General features: G+C 66.2%; 19 protein-coding genes, 1 tRNA gene and 1 pseudogene. 9 read left to right on the top strand and 12 right to left on the bottom strand.

What is annotated here, in order from left to right; translation table 11 throughout:
- Nucleotides 1–87: 87 nt before the first annotated feature.
- Nucleotides 88–792 carry a lipoyl(octanoyl) transferase LipB gene (gene lipB, locus AC1DNE_RS07860; protein WP_441470703.1) on the bottom strand — a complete coding sequence of 235 codons (705 nt, stop codon included), beginning with the start codon at nt 790–792 and terminating at the stop codon, nt 88–90.
- Between the two features lie 134 nt (nt 793–926).
- Here lipB and AC1DNE_RS07865 point away from each other — a divergent pair, with 134 nt between their 5' ends.
- From AC1DNE_RS07865 to AC1DNE_RS07885, 5 genes and pseudogenes are all read left to right on the top strand, one after another.
- On the top strand, nt 927–1196 hold the full coding sequence (locus AC1DNE_RS07865) for a FliM/FliN family flagellar motor switch protein (RefSeq protein WP_441470704.1): 270 nt from the start codon (nt 927–929) through the stop codon (nt 1194–1196).
- A 126-nt stretch (nt 1197–1322) separates the two neighbouring features.
- A tRNA-Leu gene (locus AC1DNE_RS07870) sits at nt 1323–1407 on the top strand.
- Between the two features lie 215 nt (nt 1408–1622).
- Nucleotides 1623–2396 (top strand): annotated as a pseudogene (locus tag AC1DNE_RS07875) (glycoside hydrolase family 25 protein); the annotation flags it as partial.
- A gap of 354 nt (nt 2397–2750) precedes the next feature.
- On the top strand, nt 2751–3689 hold the full coding sequence (locus tag AC1DNE_RS07880; RefSeq protein ID WP_441470705.1) for a glycoside hydrolase family 25 protein: 939 nt from the start codon (nt 2751–2753) through the stop codon (nt 3687–3689).
- 90 nt (nt 3690–3779) lie between these two features.
- A complete protein-coding gene (locus AC1DNE_RS07885) occupies nt 3780–4772 on the top strand; it encodes a CorA family divalent cation transporter (RefSeq protein ID WP_441470706.1) in 993 nt (330 codons plus the stop codon).
- Between the two features lie 55 nt (nt 4773–4827).
- Here the strand turns inward: AC1DNE_RS07885 and AC1DNE_RS07890 are convergent, their stop codons facing one another.
- From AC1DNE_RS07890 to AC1DNE_RS07900, 3 genes are all read right to left on the bottom strand, one after another.
- A complete protein-coding gene (locus AC1DNE_RS07890) occupies nt 4828–6441 on the bottom strand; it encodes a M14 family metallopeptidase (protein WP_441470707.1) in 1614 nt (537 codons plus the stop codon).
- 102 nt (nt 6442–6543) lie between these two features.
- A complete protein-coding gene (gene dmeF, locus AC1DNE_RS07895; protein ID WP_476766364.1) occupies nt 6544–7530 on the bottom strand; it encodes a CDF family Co(II)/Ni(II) efflux transporter DmeF in 987 nt (328 codons plus the stop codon).
- A 17-nt stretch (nt 7531–7547) separates the two neighbouring features.
- Nucleotides 7548–7814, bottom strand: a complete 267-nt coding sequence (locus AC1DNE_RS07900; RefSeq protein ID WP_441470709.1) for a metal-sensing transcriptional repressor — start codon at nt 7812–7814, stop codon at nt 7548–7550.
- Between the two features lie 207 nt (nt 7815–8021).
- On the opposite strand from AC1DNE_RS07900, the gene AC1DNE_RS07905 reads away from it, so the two are divergent.
- Both AC1DNE_RS07905 and AC1DNE_RS07910 read left to right on the top strand, forming a co-directional pair.
- Nucleotides 8022–9194: an isovaleryl-CoA dehydrogenase gene (locus tag AC1DNE_RS07905; protein ID WP_476766363.1), complete on the top strand. Its 1173-nt coding sequence runs from the start codon at nt 8022–8024 to the stop codon at nt 9192–9194.
- A 134-nt stretch (nt 9195–9328) separates the two neighbouring features.
- Nucleotides 9329–9847: a gamma-glutamylcyclotransferase family protein gene (locus AC1DNE_RS07910; RefSeq protein ID WP_476766362.1), complete on the top strand. Its 519-nt coding sequence runs from the start codon at nt 9329–9331 to the stop codon at nt 9845–9847.
- A 117-nt stretch (nt 9848–9964) separates the two neighbouring features.
- Here AC1DNE_RS07910 and AC1DNE_RS07915 read toward each other — a convergent pair whose 3' ends face one another.
- The 3 genes from AC1DNE_RS07915 to AC1DNE_RS07925 all read right to left on the bottom strand — a co-directional run bounded on the left by AC1DNE_RS07915 (nt 9965) and on the right by AC1DNE_RS07925 (nt 12673).
- Entirely contained in the window at nt 9965–11758 is a 1794-nt protein-coding gene (locus tag AC1DNE_RS07915; RefSeq protein ID WP_441470712.1) for an ABC transporter ATP-binding protein, read from the bottom strand.
- Between the two features lie 317 nt (nt 11759–12075).
- Complete coding sequence (locus AC1DNE_RS07920) at nt 12076–12249, bottom strand: hypothetical protein (RefSeq protein WP_441470713.1); 174 nt, start codon at nt 12247–12249, stop codon at nt 12076–12078.
- 10 nt (nt 12250–12259) lie between these two features.
- Nucleotides 12260–12673: a rhodanese-like domain-containing protein gene (locus AC1DNE_RS07925; RefSeq protein ID WP_441470714.1), complete on the bottom strand. Its 414-nt coding sequence runs from the start codon at nt 12671–12673 to the stop codon at nt 12260–12262.
- 133 nt (nt 12674–12806) lie between these two features.
- Here AC1DNE_RS07925 and AC1DNE_RS07930 point away from each other — a divergent pair, with 133 nt between their 5' ends.
- Both AC1DNE_RS07930 and AC1DNE_RS07935 read left to right on the top strand, forming a co-directional pair.
- Complete coding sequence (locus tag AC1DNE_RS07930; RefSeq protein WP_441470715.1) at nt 12807–13499, top strand: DUF599 domain-containing protein; 693 nt, start codon at nt 12807–12809, stop codon at nt 13497–13499.
- Nucleotides 13496–13765 (top strand): DUF3253 domain-containing protein, encoded by a 270-nt coding sequence (locus AC1DNE_RS07935; protein ID WP_441470716.1) that lies wholly within the window; start codon nt 13496–13498, stop codon nt 13763–13765. Before AC1DNE_RS07930 ends, AC1DNE_RS07935 begins: the two co-directional genes overlap by 4 nt.
- Nucleotides 13766–13767: 2 nt before the next feature.
- On the opposite strand, the gene AC1DNE_RS07940 is transcribed toward AC1DNE_RS07935, so the two are convergent.
- From AC1DNE_RS07940 to AC1DNE_RS07960, 5 genes are all read right to left on the bottom strand, one after another.
- The gene (locus AC1DNE_RS07940) at nt 13768–14556 is read right to left on the bottom strand and encodes a YdcF family protein (RefSeq protein WP_441470717.1); all 789 of its coding nucleotides are present in this window, start codon (nt 14554–14556) and stop codon (nt 13768–13770) included.
- A gap of 181 nt (nt 14557–14737) precedes the next feature.
- Nucleotides 14738–15241, bottom strand: a complete 504-nt coding sequence (locus AC1DNE_RS07945; RefSeq protein WP_441470718.1) for a lysozyme inhibitor LprI family protein — start codon at nt 15239–15241, stop codon at nt 14738–14740.
- Nucleotides 15242–15292: 51 nt separating this feature from the next.
- Nucleotides 15293–15913: a glutathione S-transferase family protein gene (locus AC1DNE_RS07950; RefSeq protein WP_441470719.1), complete on the bottom strand. Its 621-nt coding sequence runs from the start codon at nt 15911–15913 to the stop codon at nt 15293–15295.
- A 165-nt stretch (nt 15914–16078) separates the two neighbouring features.
- Nucleotides 16079–18079, bottom strand: a complete 2001-nt coding sequence (locus AC1DNE_RS07955; RefSeq protein ID WP_441470720.1) for an acetyl-CoA carboxylase biotin carboxylase subunit — start codon at nt 18077–18079, stop codon at nt 16079–16081.
- A gap of 214 nt (nt 18080–18293) precedes the next feature.
- A complete protein-coding gene (locus tag AC1DNE_RS07960; RefSeq protein ID WP_441470721.1) occupies nt 18294–18650 on the bottom strand; it encodes a hypothetical protein in 357 nt (118 codons plus the stop codon).
- Nucleotides 18651–18783 lie beyond the last annotated feature (133 nt).

Consider the following 18783-nt stretch of genomic DNA (forward strand, 5'->3'; position numbering starts at 1 on the left):
TCTTGTTGATCGAGCCGGTCACGGACGGCGCAGCGATTGCCCAGCCCCCCGGCCGAGGACGGGGTTAGGCATGGCTAACGAAGAGCATCAGGCCGGAGCCGTCGGCCCGAAGACGCGCTCGAAGGCCTCGCGCAACACCGAATCGGCCTCCGGCATCGTCACCGGCAGACCGAGATCGACGAGCGAGGTCACGCCATGCTGGCTGACGCCGCAGGGCACGATGCCGCCGAAATGCGAGAGATCGGGATCGACATTGAACGAGATGCCGTGGAACGACACCCAGCGGCGGACGCGGATACCGATCGCGGCGATCTTGTCCTCGACGGCTGCACCCTTCTCCGGCCGCCTAACCCAGACGCCGACCCTGTCCTCGCGGCGCTCGCCACGGATGTTGAAATCGTCGAGTGCACCGATCAGCCAGCCTTCGAGCGCAGCGACGAAGCGGCGCAGATCGGGCTGGCGCCGCTTCAGGTCGAGCATGACATAGGCCACGCGCTGGCCGGGGCCGTGATAGGTGAACTGCCCGCCCCGCCCCGACCGGAAGACCGGGAATCGCTCCGGCGCGATCAGATCCTCGTCGCGTGCCGAGGTGCCGGCCGTGTAGAGCGGCGGGTGTTCGACCAGCCAGACGCGCTCGCGCGCCTTGCCGTCGGCAATCAGGCCGGCGCGCAGCTCCATCTCGGCGACGGCCTCGTCATAGCCGGTCAGCCCCTCGGCCACGACCCATTCGACAGGCTCGGAGACCCCCTCCGGCAGGAAGGAGACGGCCAGTTCCTCACGCATCTTCACCATGGCTTAACCATGTTCCGTTCAATCTTTCCCAGCCGGACACCCGGCGCGACCATCGGCAAGCCTGATGCGCCGAAAACCGGCAGGCAGGCAAGTTTCGCTGGTCCAATTCTGAAGTAGGGTTCCGGAGGCAGGACTTGAAGGCCGATCTCGATCTCGTTCCTGTCGAGCTCACTGTCGTGCTGGGGCAGACCCAGATGCCGATCTACAAGCTGCTCCGACTCGGCCGCGGCGCCATCATCGAGCTCAACGCCAGCGAGACCGACGAAGTCCAGATTCTCGCGAACAACCACCCCTTTGCCAAGGGAATCGTCGTCGTCAGCGGCGCGAAGATCTCCGTCGAGATCACCCAGATGCTGAAGCGCCCGACGATCTACACGCTGCAGAGCGTCGCCGAGGCCGCCTGAACCGGCCCATTCTGGGGAAAATTCGATATCGTTCGTTTTTCCACAGTGACACCCTTGTGGCGGCGGATTCGATTTGCTAGATCGGCGCCGCTCCCTGGTTGCACCGCCCGCAACCGGAAACGAGCTGCGGTCGTGGCGGAATTGGTAGACGCACTACCTTGAGGTGGTAGCGGGGAGACCCGTGGAGGTTCGAGTCCTCTCGACCGCACCAAATTCGGATGATGTCCAGCGAAAGGCGACCCTCGGGTCGCCTTTCGTGTTTCCGGCGACATCGCGAGGCGTTGCGACGAAAGCTTTGCGGTCGACCGCAACACCGAATCGCGTCCTTGGGGCGGAATCACGGGGCTGCCGCGGATTGGGCTGACAGGCGGCAGAACTTTGGTAACGTAAACCGGCCGTCAAGCATTCTCCGCAATTCTCCGCGAGATGAACTCCCACCGCATGCAGCGCTCCCGCCTCCTGCCCTTTCTGGCTGCCGCCGCTTTCGCGGCCCTCGGCGGCTGCGTGGCGCTCGACAACTATCCGTCGAAGGGCGATGCCCGGCCTCATCCCGGCGTTGCGGCCGCCCATAGCTACCCGATTCACGGCATCGACATCTCGCGCTGGCAGGGCGATATCGACTGGGCTTCGGTTAAGGCGGCCGGCACCCGTTTCGTCTACATGAAGGCCACCGAGGGCGGCGACCATGTTGATCCTGCCTTCCAGCGCAACTGGGAGGGCGCGCGTCGCGCCGGCATCCCGCGCGGCGCCTACCACTTCGTCTACTGGTGCCGTCCGGCGCACGAGCAGGCAGTCTGGTTCAAGCAGCAGATCCCCAACGACGCCGATGCGCTGCCGCCGGTGCTCGACGTCGAATGGAACGGCCACTCCCGCACCTGCCCGCAGAAGATCGACCGTGAGCTGGCGCGCGAGAAGATCCAGCTCATGCTGAGGGAGCTGGAGCAGCTCACCGGCAAGAAGCCGGTGATCTACACGGACATCACATTCCACCGCGAGGTCCTGGAAGGGCAGTTCAACGAGTATCCCTACTGGATCCGCTCGACGGCAGCCCTGCCGGAAACGCGCTACAACAACCGCACCTGGGGCTTCTGGCAGTTCACCACCACCGGCCGCGTGCCCGGCATCAAGGGCGACGTCGACCGCAACGCGTTCTTCGGCACGGAAAGCCAATTCGCCGGCTGGCTGCGCGGCGAATACGACATCGGCACGCGCATTTGGGACAAGCGGGAGGCTGCTCCGCAACCGGCAACGGCTCCTGCGCCTCAGCAAGCCCCCGCGCCGGCTCCTGCTCCCGGCCCGGCACCGCTGCCGGCGCCGGAAGTACCGAGCGATGTGCCGGTCGCGCGCATCCCGGGCAGCGCTCCCTCCGTCGCTTCGGCCTTCCAGTCGAGCCGCATGGCCGCGAAGGCGGCTCAGGAGTCCGACCTCGACGATTGAGCAGGCCGCCAGCCCGGCGGTTAACCAAGGCTGAAACTCTTCGTTAGACTGCGCTGCAATTCTAACCGCTGCTTAACCACGCTCCCGCCATCTGGAGATGTGATGCGGGAGGAACACATGCCAGCGGGCAAGCTGACCAGCGGACGGACCGGGCTTGCAGCCCTTGCCCTTGCGGCGCTTCTGACCTGTTTTGCCGAGCCGGCACTGGCGCTCTATCCAAAGAAGGGCGACAGCGCCCCGCATCACGGCGTCCGCGATGCGCGGCGCAAGGTCATCCAGGGCATCGACGTCTCGCGTTGGCAGGGCGAAATCGACTGGGCGAGGGTCAAGGACGCCGGCACCCGCTTCGCCTTCATCAAGGCGACTGAAGGGGGCGACCACCTCGATCCGAACTTCAGGCGCAACTGGGCGGAAGCGAAGAAGCACGGCATCCCGCGCAGCGCCTATCACTTCGTCTGGTGGTGCCGTTCCGCGAAGGATCAGGTGCGCTGGATCAAGAAGCACATCCCGCGCGACCCCGATGCACTGCCGCCCGTCCTCGACGTCGAATGGCAGAACGATTCGCAATGCACCCGCAAGATCTCGCGCGAACTGGCGCTCGCCAAGATCGCCGAAATGCTGAAGGGTCTGCGCGAGCACACCGGCAAGAAGCCGATCATCTATACCGACATCAATTTCCACGAGGACGTGCTGGAGGGCGAACTCAAGGATCACCCCTTCTGGCTGCGCTCGACCGCCGCGCCACTGGCCAAGCGCTATGACAGGGATCGCTGGGAGTTCTGGCAGTTCACGACCACAGGGCGCGTGCCCGGCATCTCCGGAGATGTCGATCGCAACGCCTTCTTCGGCAGCGAGCGCGAGTTCGAAGCCTGGCGCCAGGGCCGCTTCGACATCGGCTCGCGCAAATGGCATGGCGGTGAGCCGAAAGTCGCCGAACACAAACCACTGCCGACGCCGGCGGGCGCCCGCGCGCCGAAGGCTGCGGGCGGGACGCAGCTCAAATTCGTCCCGCCGGGGCGCATCCCACCCGCGCGCACGGCCGCGAACCGCAACTGAGCTTCAGGCGACAACTGTCACGTCGCTGTCACATATGCGGCGCCCTTAGGCGCGCCGCCGACCAGCCTGCGGCGGTAGCGGAAGCAGACCATGCCCGGCGACGTGCAATCCCAATCCGGTATCATCTGGGCCTATCGCTTCGATGAGAACGGACAGCCGAGCAGGATTCCCCGCGAAGCGCTGCCGAGTCTTGCTCCGACGGAAGGCTTCGTCTGGCTGCATCTCGACCTCGTCCACACCCGCGCGCAGGCGTGGATTGCCGAGCAGGCCCTGCCGGACGCAACGCAGGAAGCTTTCCTTTCCCACGAGCAGCACCAGCGGCTCGACCATTCCGCCAACCTCGCCTGGGGCGTCTCGCACGATCTGATCCGCGACATCGCCGACAAGTCGGAGGATGTCGGCGCGCTACGCTGGATCATCAGCGACAAGTTCCTGCTGACCGGCCGCCGCGAGGCGCTGCATTCGATCCGCATGACGGCGGAAGCGCTCGACCGTGGCGAGCCGGCTGCGAGCCCGGCCGGGCTGTTCGAGCAGATCATCGAATACATCATCGACGACATCACAGATGCCGTCGTCCGTCTCGTCGAAGAAACCGACAGCGTCGAGGACCATATCCTGCTCGACAGGCTCCATGACGGGCCGCAGCGCGTCGGCGCCGTGCGCCGGACAGCCGTGCGCCTGCATCGCCAGCTCAGTGGACTGCATGTGCTGTTCCGCCGCTTCGCCGAGACCCAGTCCGGCCGCAGCGCCCCGGACGCGGTCAAGGCGGCGGCATTGCGGCTGCTCCAGCGCATCGACGGCCTGCACCATGATGTCCAGTCTGTACAAGATCGTGCTCGGCTGCTGCAGGACGAGATCGCCGCCCGCTCGGCCAGCCGCACCAACCGACAGCTTTATGTCCTCTCGCTGCTCACGGCGCTGTTCCTGCCCGCAACCTTCATCACCGGCCTGTTCGGCATCAATGTGAAGGGACTGCCCTGGGTCGAGTCGGATTTCGGCGCCGGCTTCGTGACCATGTCCTGCATCTGCGCCGCGCTGTTCACGCTGATCCTGCTGCGCCGCCGCGGCGTGATCGGCGACTGAGCCCCTGGAGCACCCGCCGATCAGGTTGCTCCAACCTGATCGGCGCGGCTCTGGGTCATGGACCCGCGAGAGCTGCTGCCGGCCGCTCCGTGATGCGGATCACGTCAAGCACCCCACCTTCGACCACCGGCAGAACCCGGTTCGCCGCGAGCCCGGTCTGGCTCTCCGGTTCCAGCATCACCGGCAGCAGCGCCGCCAGGGGCTGGTCGAGGCCGATATAGACGTCGCCGGGCTCGAGCTGAATCGAAGCCTGCTCGAGTGCGTAGCTGCCCTTCACGATCTGCCCGGCACCGGTGTCGTCACCGCGTCCATCCTCCTTGGCGCCGAGCTCGACCTTGACGACGCGGTAGCGCTCGCCCGCCACCGTCTCCGCCCTGGCGACCGTCTGCGTCGTAAGGCCGAGCCTGCGTAGCGCTTCGATCGCATCGCCATCCTTCGCGGGCAGGACGTAGCCGGCCGGCCGCGGACGCGTCAGCGTGGTTTCCATGTCGAGGGAGGAAAGCCATTTCACCTCGACCACCCGATCCTGCCCCGTTACCGGATCGATGAAGGTCAGCTTGCGCTGCTCCGGCTGCTGCCGCGCCGTGACGATGAAGGGCGTGCCGGGCCTGATCGCGACAACCTCGGCCTCCGCCCGGCGTGTCGCCGCCAGGATGTCTCCGGGCTGCCGGGCCGCAAGCGTCAGCATCGCCTCGGCAGCGACGACATGGGAATGGACCCGCCGCGCCAGATGTGCCCGGCCAAGCCCGACACCGCGCGTCTCCAGCAAAAGGCTCACCGCATTGCGCAATCCGGCAACGTTGCGCCCGGTATCGGCCCCGATGCTGCCCATCGCCACCGGCGAGGCCGGATTGGCGCCATCGGTCGTGTGATACCAATCGTAGGTGACGCCGGCCGCGTCGAAGGCGGTGCGGAGCGACGGCAGCACGACCTCGTCCTGGATCTGCTTCAGCGCCGGCGCGAGGTTCGGCACCGTCGCGGCCTGGATCATCCCGTCGATCCGCACCAGCCCGCCGGTCTTCTCGACCCAGCGCCCGCCGACAGTGAACTCGTGACAGTCGAGGAGGATGTCCGGGCGATAACGCGTGAACAATGCGGCGATCGCCCGGATCTCGGGGGTGCGCAACTGGGTGTGGTCGCGGTTGGGATCGACTCCATCTGCCAGGGCGCGGCGAAAGCGGTCAGCTCCATCGGGATTGCCGCGCGGCACGATCACGACATCGACCGCATCGAGCAGCGGCGTGAGATCACCAGCGCCGAGCCGCTCGGCCAGCACCAACATCGCCTCGCCGCCGGCCGGCTCGTTGCCGTGCTGCTGGCCGATCAGCATCACCACCGGCCTCTGGCCCTTGCCGACCGTATCGACGCCATGGCGCGTGAACACCAGGGCGGGCATGTCGCGTCCCTCCTGGCTCTTGGCCACGATCGACAGCGTCATCAGCGGCGCGCGGGCAGCGAGCCCGGTCAGGAACGCCATCATCTCGCTTTGGCTGGTAAAGTCAGCCTTGCCGGACGCGAAGGCCGGGGTGGTGTAGATGACAGGCGGATCGGGATAGCGCTCCGCCGCGGCCGCACTCTCGCGATAGGCGGATTCGGGCTTGAACTGGGCCTGGGCCATGCCGCCCAGCGCGACGATCAGACAAGCCGCGAGGATGTTCCGACCGCTCATGGCGCCCTCCCGGCCCGGTGCATCGGCGGCCATCCTAGACGTCGAGCCGCGCGCCCCGCAATGTCCGCGGGAGGTCCCGCAGAGATACGAAGACGGGTGCCTTCACGCAGCGGCAGGATGCGTGTTCACCTCGACCGTGACATGCGAGAGCGTGGGCAGATCGGCGAGCAGCGCCTTGTAGGCTGCGGGGGGCTTGGGTTGGCCGGTGACGATCGAGACGATCGCGCTGCGATGCCCCGGCCCGACCTGCCAGAGATGCAGGTCGGCGATCTCGGCTCCCTCGGCGGCGAGCCTCTCGCCGATGCGCGTTGCCAGCGCCTCGTCGGGCACCGTATCGAGCAGCACGGCGCCGGAAGCGCGCAGCAGCCCGATCGACCAATGCGCGATGACGCAGGCGCCGACGATGCCTATCACCGGATCGAGCCAGACCCAGCCATAGAAGCGGCCGCCGAGCAGCGCCGCGATCGCCAGGATCGAGGTGAAGGCATCCGCGAGCACATGCATGTAGGCGGCGCGCAGATTGGTATCCGCGCCATGGCCGCCATGGGCGTGGTGATGGCCATGATGGAGATGATCGTGATCATGGCCGTGATGCCCACTGCCGCCATGACTGTGACCATGATCATGGTCATGCCCGTCGCTCAGCAGCCAGGCGCTCACGAGATTGACCAGAAGACCCAGCACGGCAATCACCGTCGCCTGGGTAAAGTCTATCGCGATCGGCGAGTAGAGCCGCAGCGCCGACTCCCAGGCGACGGCAAGTGCGATGAACATCAGCAGCAAAGCGCTGGCGAAGGCGGCGAGATCCCCAAACTTGCCCGTTCCGAAGCTGAAGCGGCGGTCGCGCGAATGCTGCCGCGCGAAGCGATAGGCGAAGGCCGCGATGCCGAGCGCCGCCGCATGAGTCGACATGTGCCAGCCATCGGCCACCAGCGCCATCGAGCCGAAGACCGTGCCGGCCACGATCTCGACAACCATGGTGACGGCCGTCAGGCCGACGACAAGCCAGGTCCGCCGTTCGTGGCGATCATGCGCACTGCCGAGGAAGACATGCTCGTGCTGGGCGGGAAAGCTGTTGGCATCCGACATCGGTTCGTTCCGCTGCGTCAGAGATATTTGGTGAGGGCCTTGAGCTCGTCGAGCGACTTGCGCGCCTCAGGCGTCGAGACGTGGGCGTGGTCGAACAGGTGATGCTCGATATGGTCGAAGATCAGCAGCGACTTGACCTTCTCCAGCGCCTTCTCGACCGCCTGGAGCTGCTGCACCACCTCGGGGACGGCCCTGCCCGTCTCAACCATCCCGACAACGGTGCCCAGATGGCCCTGCGCGCGGCGCAGGCGGTTGATGATGTCGGGGTCCATCGCGTGGCTCATGCTTGTATCCTATCCCCCTGGATAGGATATGCAACACCGAACCTCCGTGGCTGGATCGGTGTATTGCCGGTGCCGGCCGCGAGGCCCGGCTACGGCATCGACGCCAAACTGCGCCGGGCGCGCCTGCGCACTGACGCACCGCCGCCGACGCGGCTATAACGAGCGCAAGGGAGCCCCGCTCCCACCGATCTTCCGGGAGGTTCCGCCATGCTTGCCAACGCGCCGCGCCCGTTCAATTTCGACCTCGGCGAGACCGCCGACGCCATCCGCGACACCGTCCACGCCTTCGCGCAGGAGAAGATCGCCCCGCGGGCCGAGGAGATCGACCGCACCAACCAGTTCCCGCGCGATCTCTGGCCGCAGATGGGGGCTCTCGGCCTGCACGGCATCACGGTCGAGGAAGATTATGGCGGCTCAGGCCTCGGCTATCTCGAGCATTGCGTCGCGGTCGAGGAAGTCAGCCGCGCCTCGGCCTCGGTCGGCCTTTCCTACGGCGCCCACTCGAACCTCTGCGTCAACCAGATCCGCCGCAACGGCAACGAGGCGCAGAAGCGCAAATACCTGCCCAAGCTGATCTCCGGCGAGCATGTCGGCGCGCTCGCCATGTCCGAGCCCGGCTCGGGCTCCGACGTCGTCTCGATGCGCACCCGCGCCGAGAAGAAGGGCGACCGCTACGTCCTCAACGGCAACAAGATGTGGATCACCAACGGCCCGATCGCCGAGACGCTGGTGGTCTACGCCAAGACCGACCCGGAAGCCGGCTCGCGCGGCATCACCGCCTTCCTGATCGAGAAGGGCATGAAGGGCTTCTCGACCCATCAGAAGCTCGACAAGCTCGGCATGCGCGGCTCCGACACCTGCGAGCTCGTCTTCCAGGATTGCGAGGTGCCGGAGGAGAACGTGCTCGGCCAGGTCGGCCGCGGCGTCAACGTGCTGATGAGCGGGCTCGACTACGAGCGCGTGGTGCTGGCGGCCGGCCCGCTCGGCATCATGCAGGCGGCGCTCGACGTGGTCATGCCCTATGTCCATGAGCGCAAGCAATTCGGCCAGTCGATCGGCGAATTCCAGCTCGTCCAGGGCAAGGTCGCCGATATGTATGTCGCGATGAATTCCTGCCGCACCTATGTCTATTCGGTCGCCAAGGCCTGCGATCGCGGGGAGACGACCCGAGAGGACGCTGCCGGCGCCATCCTGATCGCGGCCGAGAGGGCGACGCAGGTCGCGCTCGACGCGATCCAGTTGCTCGGCGGCAACGGCTACATCAACGACTACCCGACCGGGCGATTGCTGCGCGACGCCAAGCTCTACGAAATCGGCGCCGGCACCAGCGAGATCCGCCGCATGCTGATCGGCCGGGAGCTGTTCAACAAGACGAAGTAAGGATCAAAGGTGCCGGCATGCTCGGGCTTGACCCGAGCATCTCAGGACGAGATGCCTCAACAGACAGGGCGGCAACGCGTCCCGAGATTCTCGGGTCTGCGCTGCGCGCCGCCCGAGAATGACGCGAGGCCTCAATGCCCCTCTATTTCGCCTACGGCCTCAACATGGACCCGGCCGGGATGGCACTGCGCTGCCCGAACTCGCGCGCGCTCGGCCCCGCTCGCCTGCCGCGCCATCGCTTCATCATCACCCGCGACGGCTATGCCTCGGCGATCCGCGATCCGCGCGACGAGGTGCACGGCGTACTCTGGGATTGCTCGCTCGGCGACACGCGCGCACTCGACAAGTTCGAGGACATCGCCAGCGGCCTGTATGTGAAGATCAGCCAGCCGGTGATCGTGCCGGGCGGCGCCAAGCGCGCACTGATCTATATCGGCCGCTCAGCCGATCCGGGAAAGCCGAAGCCCGGCTACATGGAGACGGTCATCGCTGGAGCAAAACAATTCGGCCTGCCAGAGACTTACATCGCCAACCTGAATCGTTTTCTGACCAAACCGACTCTCGATCTGAAGCCGTTGAATCAGGATATGAACGCGCCGCTGCCGCCCGGCCCGGTGAAGGGTGTCAGGCCCCGCGCGCTCGCGCCGAAGTGACGGCCGAAACGCCGTCATGCTCGGGCTTGACCCGAGCATCTCGTAACGACAAAGCGGCTGGTGTGTCACGAGATTCCCGGGTCCGCGCCGAGCGCGGCCCGAGAATGACGTCTTGTGTTACACCGCCAGCCCCTTCGCCAGCTCGCTGACCTGCTTCTCGAACAGCGCGCGATAGGCGCCGTCCTCGCGGGTCAGAAGGTCCTCGTGCGGCCCCTCCTCGACCACCCGGCCGCGATCGAAGACCAGGATGCGGTCCATGGCCCTGACCGTCGAGAGCCGGTGGGCGATCACGATCGTGGTACGGCCTTCCATCAGGCGCTCGATCGCCTGCTGGATCAGCGCCTCCGATTCCGAATCGAGGCTCGAGGTTGCCTCGTCCAGGATCAGGATCGGCGCATCGGCCAGGAAGGCGCGGGCAAGCGCGACACGCTGGCGCTCGCCGCCCGAGAGCTTGATCCCGCGCTCGCCGACGAGCGTGGCGTAGCCCTTGGGCAGGCGCATGATGAACTCATGCGCGTTGGCGAGCCGTGCCGCCTGCTCGATCTGCGCCTGGCTGGCGCCGGGCCGGCCGTAGGCGATGTTCTCGGCCAGCGAGCGGTGGAACAGCACCGGTTCCTGCTGCACGATCGCGATCTGCCTGCGCAGGCTGTCCTGCGTGACATCGGCGATGTCCTGCCCGTCGATCGCGATGCAGCCTGATGTCACGTCGTAGAGCCGCTGCACCAGCTTGACGAAGGTCGTCTTGCCGGAGCCGGAGCGGCCGACGAGACCGACCTTCTCGCCGCCGCGGATGGTCAGCGAGAAGTCGCGATAAAGCGGATCGTGATGGCCGCCATAGTGGAAGGTCACGTTCTCGAAGGCGATCTCGCCCGCCGTCACGCCCATCTCCACAGCGCCCTTCCGGTCCGGCACGCCATAGGGAAGATCGTGCATCCAGACGAGTTCCTCCATGTCGTTGACCGAGCGCTGCAGATTGTGGACGTGCTGCCCGACATCGCGCAAATAGCCATGGACCACCGCATAGGCCGTCAGCACGAAGGCGACATCGCCCGCACTCGCCTGCCCATTCATCCATAGCCAGATCACGAGGCCGATCACCGCGGCCCGCAGGAACAGCAGCACGACGAGCTGACCGGTGCCCGACCAAGTGCCGCGCACCCAGGCGCGCTCCGTCCTGAGGCTCCATTTCGCCATCACGTTCGCGAGGCGCAGATCCTCGCGCGCTTCCGCGCCATAGGCCTTCACCACCGGGTTGCAGGTGATGGCGTCGGCCAGCGCACCGCCGAGGCGGGTGTCCCAGGCATTGCCCAGCCGCGCCGCCGGCGCCACGAAGCGCAGCGAGAGCGCCAGCGTCAGCCCGATATAGGCCAGCGCACCAAGCGCAACGACGAGCCCCATCACCGGCCAGTGCCAGGCCAGCAGCGCGGTCATGCCGAGCAGGATGACGAGCGACGGCAGGAGCGCGATCAGGATCGTGTCGCTGAGCAGGTCGAGCGCCCACATGCCGCGGGTGATCTTGCGCACAGTCGAGCCGGCAAAGTTGTTGGCATGCCAGTCGGTCGAGAAGCGCTGCAGGCGCGCGAACGCCTCCTGCGCCACGTCGCGCATCGTGCGCAGCGTCATGGTGGTGATGCCGATATAGGCGAAATGCCGCCCGAACACGGTGATCGCGGCGAGCACCATCATCGCGCCGAGCGCCCACAGCGCCGCATCCACGGCGTCGACACCGCTCGCCACCGCATCGACGAGGCGGCCGGCATAGACCGGCGTGAACAGCTCGGCCAGCGTGGCGACAATGGTGACGCCCGCAACCCAGGTGACCTGCCCCGGCTGGCGCGCCCAATGGCGGAAGGTGAAGCCGAGAACGGCCCGGAACGGCTCCCGCCGCCCGGTTTGAGTATCAAGAGACATAGCGTCATTCGGCACCGAAACGGCACCGACTCCGGATCAGGCAGAGACGACGACGCGCGCCGCCTCCGGCAATGAATGAAAATGGTCTGGAAAAGGCTCAGGAGACCGCCGGTTGGCGGGCCTCGTGCGAAACCGACCTAGTGTCGAGGTGGTCGCAAGGGAGTGACAGCGGTGGTGACGATTACCATTCAGCCCTCCCTTTCTTGAGTTGGAGCCAGACCGTGAAGATGCCTGATTTGTAGGCACGGCGCAAGCCGTCCGCCCATGCACCGGCCGCACAGGACACTTTCGCCCGATTCAAATCGGGCGACGGGCGGTCACCAGAACAGCGCGAGGAGCCGGGCTGCGATCACCAGAAGAAAAGCGGCGATGATCGTCGCCAGCACCTGCTGGCGCTTGGCGCGATTCGGGAATTGTCGCGCGAGCAGCTTTCCGAGCGGCTTGCGGAAGATGAAAGCCGCAACCAGCAGAACGATGACGATATGGGACAAGGCTCGAGACTCAGCCCTTCCGCTCGGCGGCAGAGGTCTCGACCGGCGCACCCGCCTTCTTCCAGGCAGTGAAACCGCCGGCGACATGGGCGACCGGCTTCAGCCCCATCTCCTGCGCCGTCTTTGCCGCCAGCGCCGAACGCCAGCCGCCACCGCAGAAGAAGACGAAGCGCTTGTCCTCCTGAAAGACCGGCTTAGCATACGGGCTTTCCGGGTCGATCCAGAATTCGAGCATGCCGCGCGGGCAATGGAAGGCACCGGGCATGCGCCCTTCCCGCTCCAGCTCGCGAGGATCGCGTAGATCGACGAAAACCACGTCGTCGCGGCCGTGGAGCGCCTGCGCCGCCTCGATCGACAGCGTCGCGACCTCGCTCTCCGCTTCTGCGACCAGGGCCTTGTAGCCCTTGGTGATGGTCTGCGGCATCGCTGCGCCCTCCCGATTCCGCGCGCACCGTGGCGGCTTGCCGCCGCAGCGTCAATGCCGTGCCGCTTGTCGGCAGCGCGGCCTCCGCACAAGCTGCTTGCCTGGTCGGCGGGTGAAGTGGCAGAGCGACAGCATGCTCGGTTTCAGCAATCTGGACGTCATCGCCCTGGTGTTCTTCGCCGCCTCCTGGGTGGGATACCACTATGCCGTCGAACTCGGCCCCCACGCGGCCAAGACGCTGAACATGCGGATGAACTTGCGCCGCGCCCGCTGGATCAACGAATCGATGGGGCGCGACAACCGCATTGTCGACACTCAGGTGATGAACGGCCTGCAGAACGGCACGGCCTTCTTCGCCTCGACCTCGCTGATCGCGATCGGCGGCACGCTCGCCCTGCTGCAGTCGACCGACCGTGTCGTCGCGATCTTTTCCGATCTGCCCTTCGTGCCGGTGACGCAGCGCGCGGTCTGGGAAATGAAGGTGATCGGGCTTGCGGGCGTCTTCGGCTACGCCTTCTTCAAATTCGCCTGGGCCTACCGGCTGTTCAACTACTGCGTCATCCTGCTCGGCGCTCTGCCGCCAAAGGACGAGCCCAACAAGATCGCGAAGGCTCATGCCGTGCATGAGACGATCGAGATGAACATCGCCGCCGGCCGCCACTTCAACCGCGGTCAGCGCGCCTTCTTCTTCGCGCTCGCCTATCTCGGCTGGTTCCTTGGACCGGTCACCTTCCTCGTTTTCACAGGGGCCGTATTGGTCGCGATGTATCGCCGCCAGTTCGCCTCCGACGCCGCCCGCGTCTTCAACTATCCGAGCCAGTCATGAGCATCGACCCCGAGGCAATCGAGACCGCGATCCTCTCACTGCTGGCGCAGCAGGGGGGCGGCCGGACGGTTTCCCCGATGGATGTCGCCCGCGCACTCGGCAGCGACCACCCGGACGATTGGGGGCCGCTGATGCAGCCGGTGCGCCGCGCGGCGGTGAAGCTGATGAAGGAAGGCCGGATTGTCATCACTCGCAAGGGCCGGCCGGTCGACCCCGACGATTTCCGCGGCGTCTACAGGCTCACCTTGCCCGCCGACGATGCCTGACCTCACGGCGCCGGAAAGAGCGCGTCGGTGTAGCCCGCCAGCCGATAGGCGATGAGTCCGACCCATTCCTTGAAGCCGTTGTCGGAAATCTCCAGAGCCCTGTGCGCTCGACTATAGGGCCGAATGAAATCATCCGGCTCACCTTTCGACCAATAGTCGACCGGAAAGGCCTCGACCGGAAAGTTCGCCTTCCGGAAAACGCCCATCGAACGCGGCATATGCCAGGCTGAGGTCACCAGAAGCCAGCGTTCGCCTGGTTTCGGATCGACGAGACGGCGGGTGAAAGATGCGTTTTCGCGGGTATTGCGTGACTTGTCCTCGAGAATAAGCCGCTTTGGATCGAGCCCGAGGCCCTCGAACAGCAGCTTGGCCCCGTCGGCTTCGGTCGTTGTCTCTTCCGAGATCAGGTTGGCCGCGCCGCCGGTGAAAACCACCTTCGCCTCGGGATGAAGCCGCGCGAGCTCGACCGCCTTGGTCATGCGCGCCGCGGCAGAATTCAACACCAAATCGCCGCGCGCCACACCGACCGCACCACCGAGCACGACGATGCCGGTCACCGGCCCCTTGGCTGCATCCTGCTGCGGAAAGCGGTCCTCCAGCGGCCGGATGACCGCGCGCGACAATGGGCTGAAAGCCATCAGCCCAAGCGCAACCACCGACAGCAGCCCGAGCCAACGCGCCGGACGCGCAAAGCGCGTGAAGGCGAGCAGCGCCGAGAGGCCGGCGAGCAGGATGGCGAAATTGACCGGCGAGAAGACGAACCAGGCCAGCTTGGACAGGACGAAGAACATTGCTGGCTCGCGGCTTCAGACGGGTCACGAACAACTGCCGTCCTCCACCGTATAGTCGCAGGCGGACGCGGCACTCCAGCGCTTTCGGATCGCCACCATCCGCCAGATGGTCACAAACGCGACAGGCGACCGGCCTGGTGCATGCGCCGATCAGGCTGTTGCAACCTGATCGGATCAGTCTCTAGCGAATGATCTGGGGCGGGGATTGCGGCTGGCGCCCCGCCTGCGGGAGCCCCTTGGCAAGCTCGATGGCGCGCTCGGCAACCTCGCGCAGCTCGCAACCGGCCTGCCGCCCGGCTTGCAGTTCCTCGCGCTGGCTGGCGCCATAGAGCGCGCATTTCTGCGAGACATAGCTTTCCCAGGTGAGTTGCACGGCAGCCAGACGGCTGCGCTGGCCCGCATCGAGCGAGCGCCCGGTCACCTGCAAAGCGAGCGTCAGACGCTCGCGCCACGCCGCCTCTTCGCGCCGCGCGCAGGCGGCTTCGGCTCCGCGTGGATTGCTGCTGGCCGCCCCGACACAGGCGATGGCCACAGTGCCGACGCAGGCCGAAGGCGACGCGCCGTTATCGCGCAGGCAGCCTGCGAGGGACAACAGGTCGCCACGCAAGCTCGGCGAGCCCTGCGCCACGGCCGAAGTGGCCGCGCCGAGTGAACATAAAAGCAGAGCCGCGCGCAGACCGTTCATGCGGGGCATCATGACAGGGCTGCGGCCCGGATCAAGCACCGCGGCGGCGCCTCACGTGATCGGCAACGGCAGCGCCACCTGAGCCGCCGGGCGCGCAAAGAGCGCCTCGTACCAGCGGCGCACCGCTGGCCGCTCGACCCGGTCGACGGGCATGTTGAACCAGCGATGCGCGCCACAACCGACGGTGATATCGGCGACGCCGAAGCGCTCGCCCGACAGGAACGGCTTGTCCGCCAGTTGTGCCTCGAGGATCGTCATCAGCACCTCGGCCCGCTTCATGCCGTCGGCGATGGCCTTGGGATCGGTATAGCCCGGCACCTTGCGCACCACGCCCCAGAGCACCGGCGCCAGCGCCGGCTGCAGTTCGGACAGCATCCAATCCATCCAGCGCTCGGCCTCCGCGCGCCGCACGACGTCCGCTTCCCCGATATCTGCAGCGCCATAGCGCGCCGCCAGATAGCGCACGATGCTGTTCGACTCCCACAGGCGGAACTCGCCATCCTCCAGGACCGGGATCTGCCTGTTGGGGTTCATCGCGCGATATTCCGGCGTGTCGAGCCCGCCGAAAGGCCCGCCAACATCGATGCGCTCGAAAGCCTGCCCGGTCTCGCCGGCCGCCCAGACGACCTTCTGGACATTGATCGAGCTCAACCGCCCCCAGATCTTCAGCACGACAGGCTCCTCAATAGCTTCACACAGCCCTCATCCTGAGGAGCGCTTCGCAGAAGCGCGTCTCGAAGGATGCTCCAGATGGTTCCGGAGCCTCCTGAACGATCCTTCGAGACGCAGCCTTCGGCTGCTCCTCAGGATGAGGGCTCCGAATACCTTTTTAAGCGCTCAGGCGAATTCCATGATGACGGCGTCGACGGCGAGCGAATCGCCTTCCTTCGCCAGGATCTTGGCGATGGTGACGTCCTTCTCGGCGCGCAGCACGTTTTCCATCTTCATCGCCTCGACCATGGCGAGCGGCTCGCCCGCCTTGATCTCCTGCCCCACAGTGACCGAGATCGCCTTCACCAGGCCCGGCATCGGGCAGAGCAGGAACTTGCCGGTATCGGCCGCAACCTTCTCCGGCATCAGCGCGGCGAGCTCGGCCTCGCGCTGCGTGTAGACATGGGCGTTGGCATAGGCGCCCGCATGGCCGAGCGCGACGCCGTTCAGGATCGGCCGGACCTGCGCCGCGACCTTCACCCCGTCGAGCGTGCCGTGCCAGACCGGCTCGCCCGGCACCCAGTCGCTGACGACGCTGACGCTGCGACCCGGGAAGCCGATGACGACCGCCCCGCCCTGCTCCGTCACCTCGCCCTCGAAACGCTCTGCCCCGAGCTGGACGATGCGCTGCCGATCGAAGGCGACCTTGCGCCAGCCTTCCATCTGCGCCGAGACATGGCGCTTGCGCTGGTTGAGCTTGTGGTCGCAGGCGATGGCGATCGCCGCCATGCGCTGCGCCGTCTCGCCCTGCGGCTCGGGCAGGGAGAAGCCCTCGGGAAACTCCTCGGCGATGAAGCCGGTCGAGAGATTGCCGGAAATCCAGCGCGGATGCTGCATCACCGCCGCGACGAAAGGAATGTTGTGGCGGATGCCGTCGATGGCGAAGGCATCGAGTGCGCGCGCCTGCGCCTTGATCGCGGCCTCGCGCGTCGGCGCATGCGTGACCAGTTTGGCGATCATCGGGTCGTAATAGATCGAGATCTCGCCGCCCTCGAAGACGCCGGTGTCGTTGCGCACGGTCGCCTCGCCATCCGGCCCCTCCGCGGGCGGCCGGTAGGTGACGAGCCGCCCCGTCGAAGGCAGGAAGTTGCGGGTCGGGTCCTCGGCATAGACGCGGCTCTCGACCGCCCAGCCATCGAGCTTCACATCCTCTTGGCCGATCGCCAGCTTCTCGCCATAGGCGACGCGGATCATCTGCTCGACCAGATCGATGCCGGTGATCATCTCCGTCACCGGATGCTCGACCTGGAGCCGGGTGTTCATCTCGAGGAAGTAGAACGACTTGTCCTGGCCGGCGACGAACTCGACCGTGCCGGCCGAATCGTAATTCACCGCTTTGGCCAGCGCGACCGCCTGCTCGCCCATCTTCTTGCGGGTGGCCTCGTCGAGCAGCGGCGACGGCGCCTCCTCCAGCACCTTCTGGTTGCGGCGCTGGATCGAGCATTCGCGCTCGCCGAGATAGATGACGTTGCCGTGCTTGTCGCCGAGAACCTGGATTTCGATATGACGGGGGTCGACGATGAACTTCTCGACGAAGACGCGGTCGTCGCCGAAGGAAGACGCCGCCTCCGATTTGGCCCGCGCGAAGCCCTCAGCCACCTCGCCGGCCGAATGGGCGATGCGCATGCCCTTGCCGCCGCCGCCAGCCGAAGCCTTGATCATCACGGGATAGCCGATCTCGTCGGCGATGGTCACGGCGTGTTCGGGGCTCTCGATGATGCCGAGGAAGCCCGGAACCGTGGAGACCTTGGCGGCAGCCGCCGCCTTCTTCGATTCGATCTTGTCGCCCATCGCGGCGATGGCGCCGGGGTTGGGACCGATGAAGACGATGCCGTTATCCTTCAACGCCCTTGCGAAGGCCTCGCGCTCGGAGAGGAAGCCGTAGCCGGGATGCACGGCCTCGGCGCCGGTCTGCTTGCAGGCGTCGATGATCTTGTCGATCAGCAGATAGGACTGCGCCGCCGGCGCCGCGCCGATATGGACCGCCTCATCCGCCATCTCGACATGCAGCGCGTCGCGATCCGCATCCGAATAGACGGCGACCGTCTTGATGCCCATGCGCCGGGCCGTCTTGATGACACGGCAGGCGATCTCGCCGCGGTTCGCGATCAGGATCTTCGAGAACATGCGCGGCATCCCCCGGCTTCAGACCAAACTGCAATAGCCGGGGTGTATGGGACGCCGCAACCGCCGTCCACCGATGCGAAAGTCGGCAATCGCATCGGACCGACCGGCGGAAGCGCCGTTTCAGCCCGAAGCTTTGACAAACAAATAGCTCACCGCGCGTCTGGAAGGGCGCGCGGTGAGCTATAGGCTAGGCCGTTGTGCGCGGATGCGCAGGTCAGTTCGCGAGCAAAGCCCGAGTCGTGCTGCCAGCCGCGACCCGTGCGACCGCCTTCGCAGCGCCCTTGGCGAAGGCGAAGGCAAGCAGCCCCTCGTCGCAGTGCTCGGCTTCGCGAGCGATCTCGAAGGCGATGCGCTGGGCCGTCACGGTCGGCCCTTCGCCGGCAGAAAGGGTCGTTACCAGCCAATGCGCCTTGTCGCGATCGATCACGCCGGTCGGGCGGTTCTCCCAGACGGCGAAGTCGACGACCAGCGCCACGAGGTAATCTGCATAAGCCTTGCAGCTTTGCACCACGGCCCGGTCGAGGGCCACCAGCACATCGATGATGTCGCGTGTCATGACGATGTCGTTCAAGATGTTCCTCTGAAGCATCTTGACGTCTTCATCATCGATAGCGCGACGATCCATCACACGATCGACGAATTCACGAAGCTCATGATCCATCATGCTTGAACCCCTGTCCGGCGTTGTTGTTTGCCGGTATGTC

It is taken from the genome of Allobosea sp. 05L423, assembly GCF_056397745.1.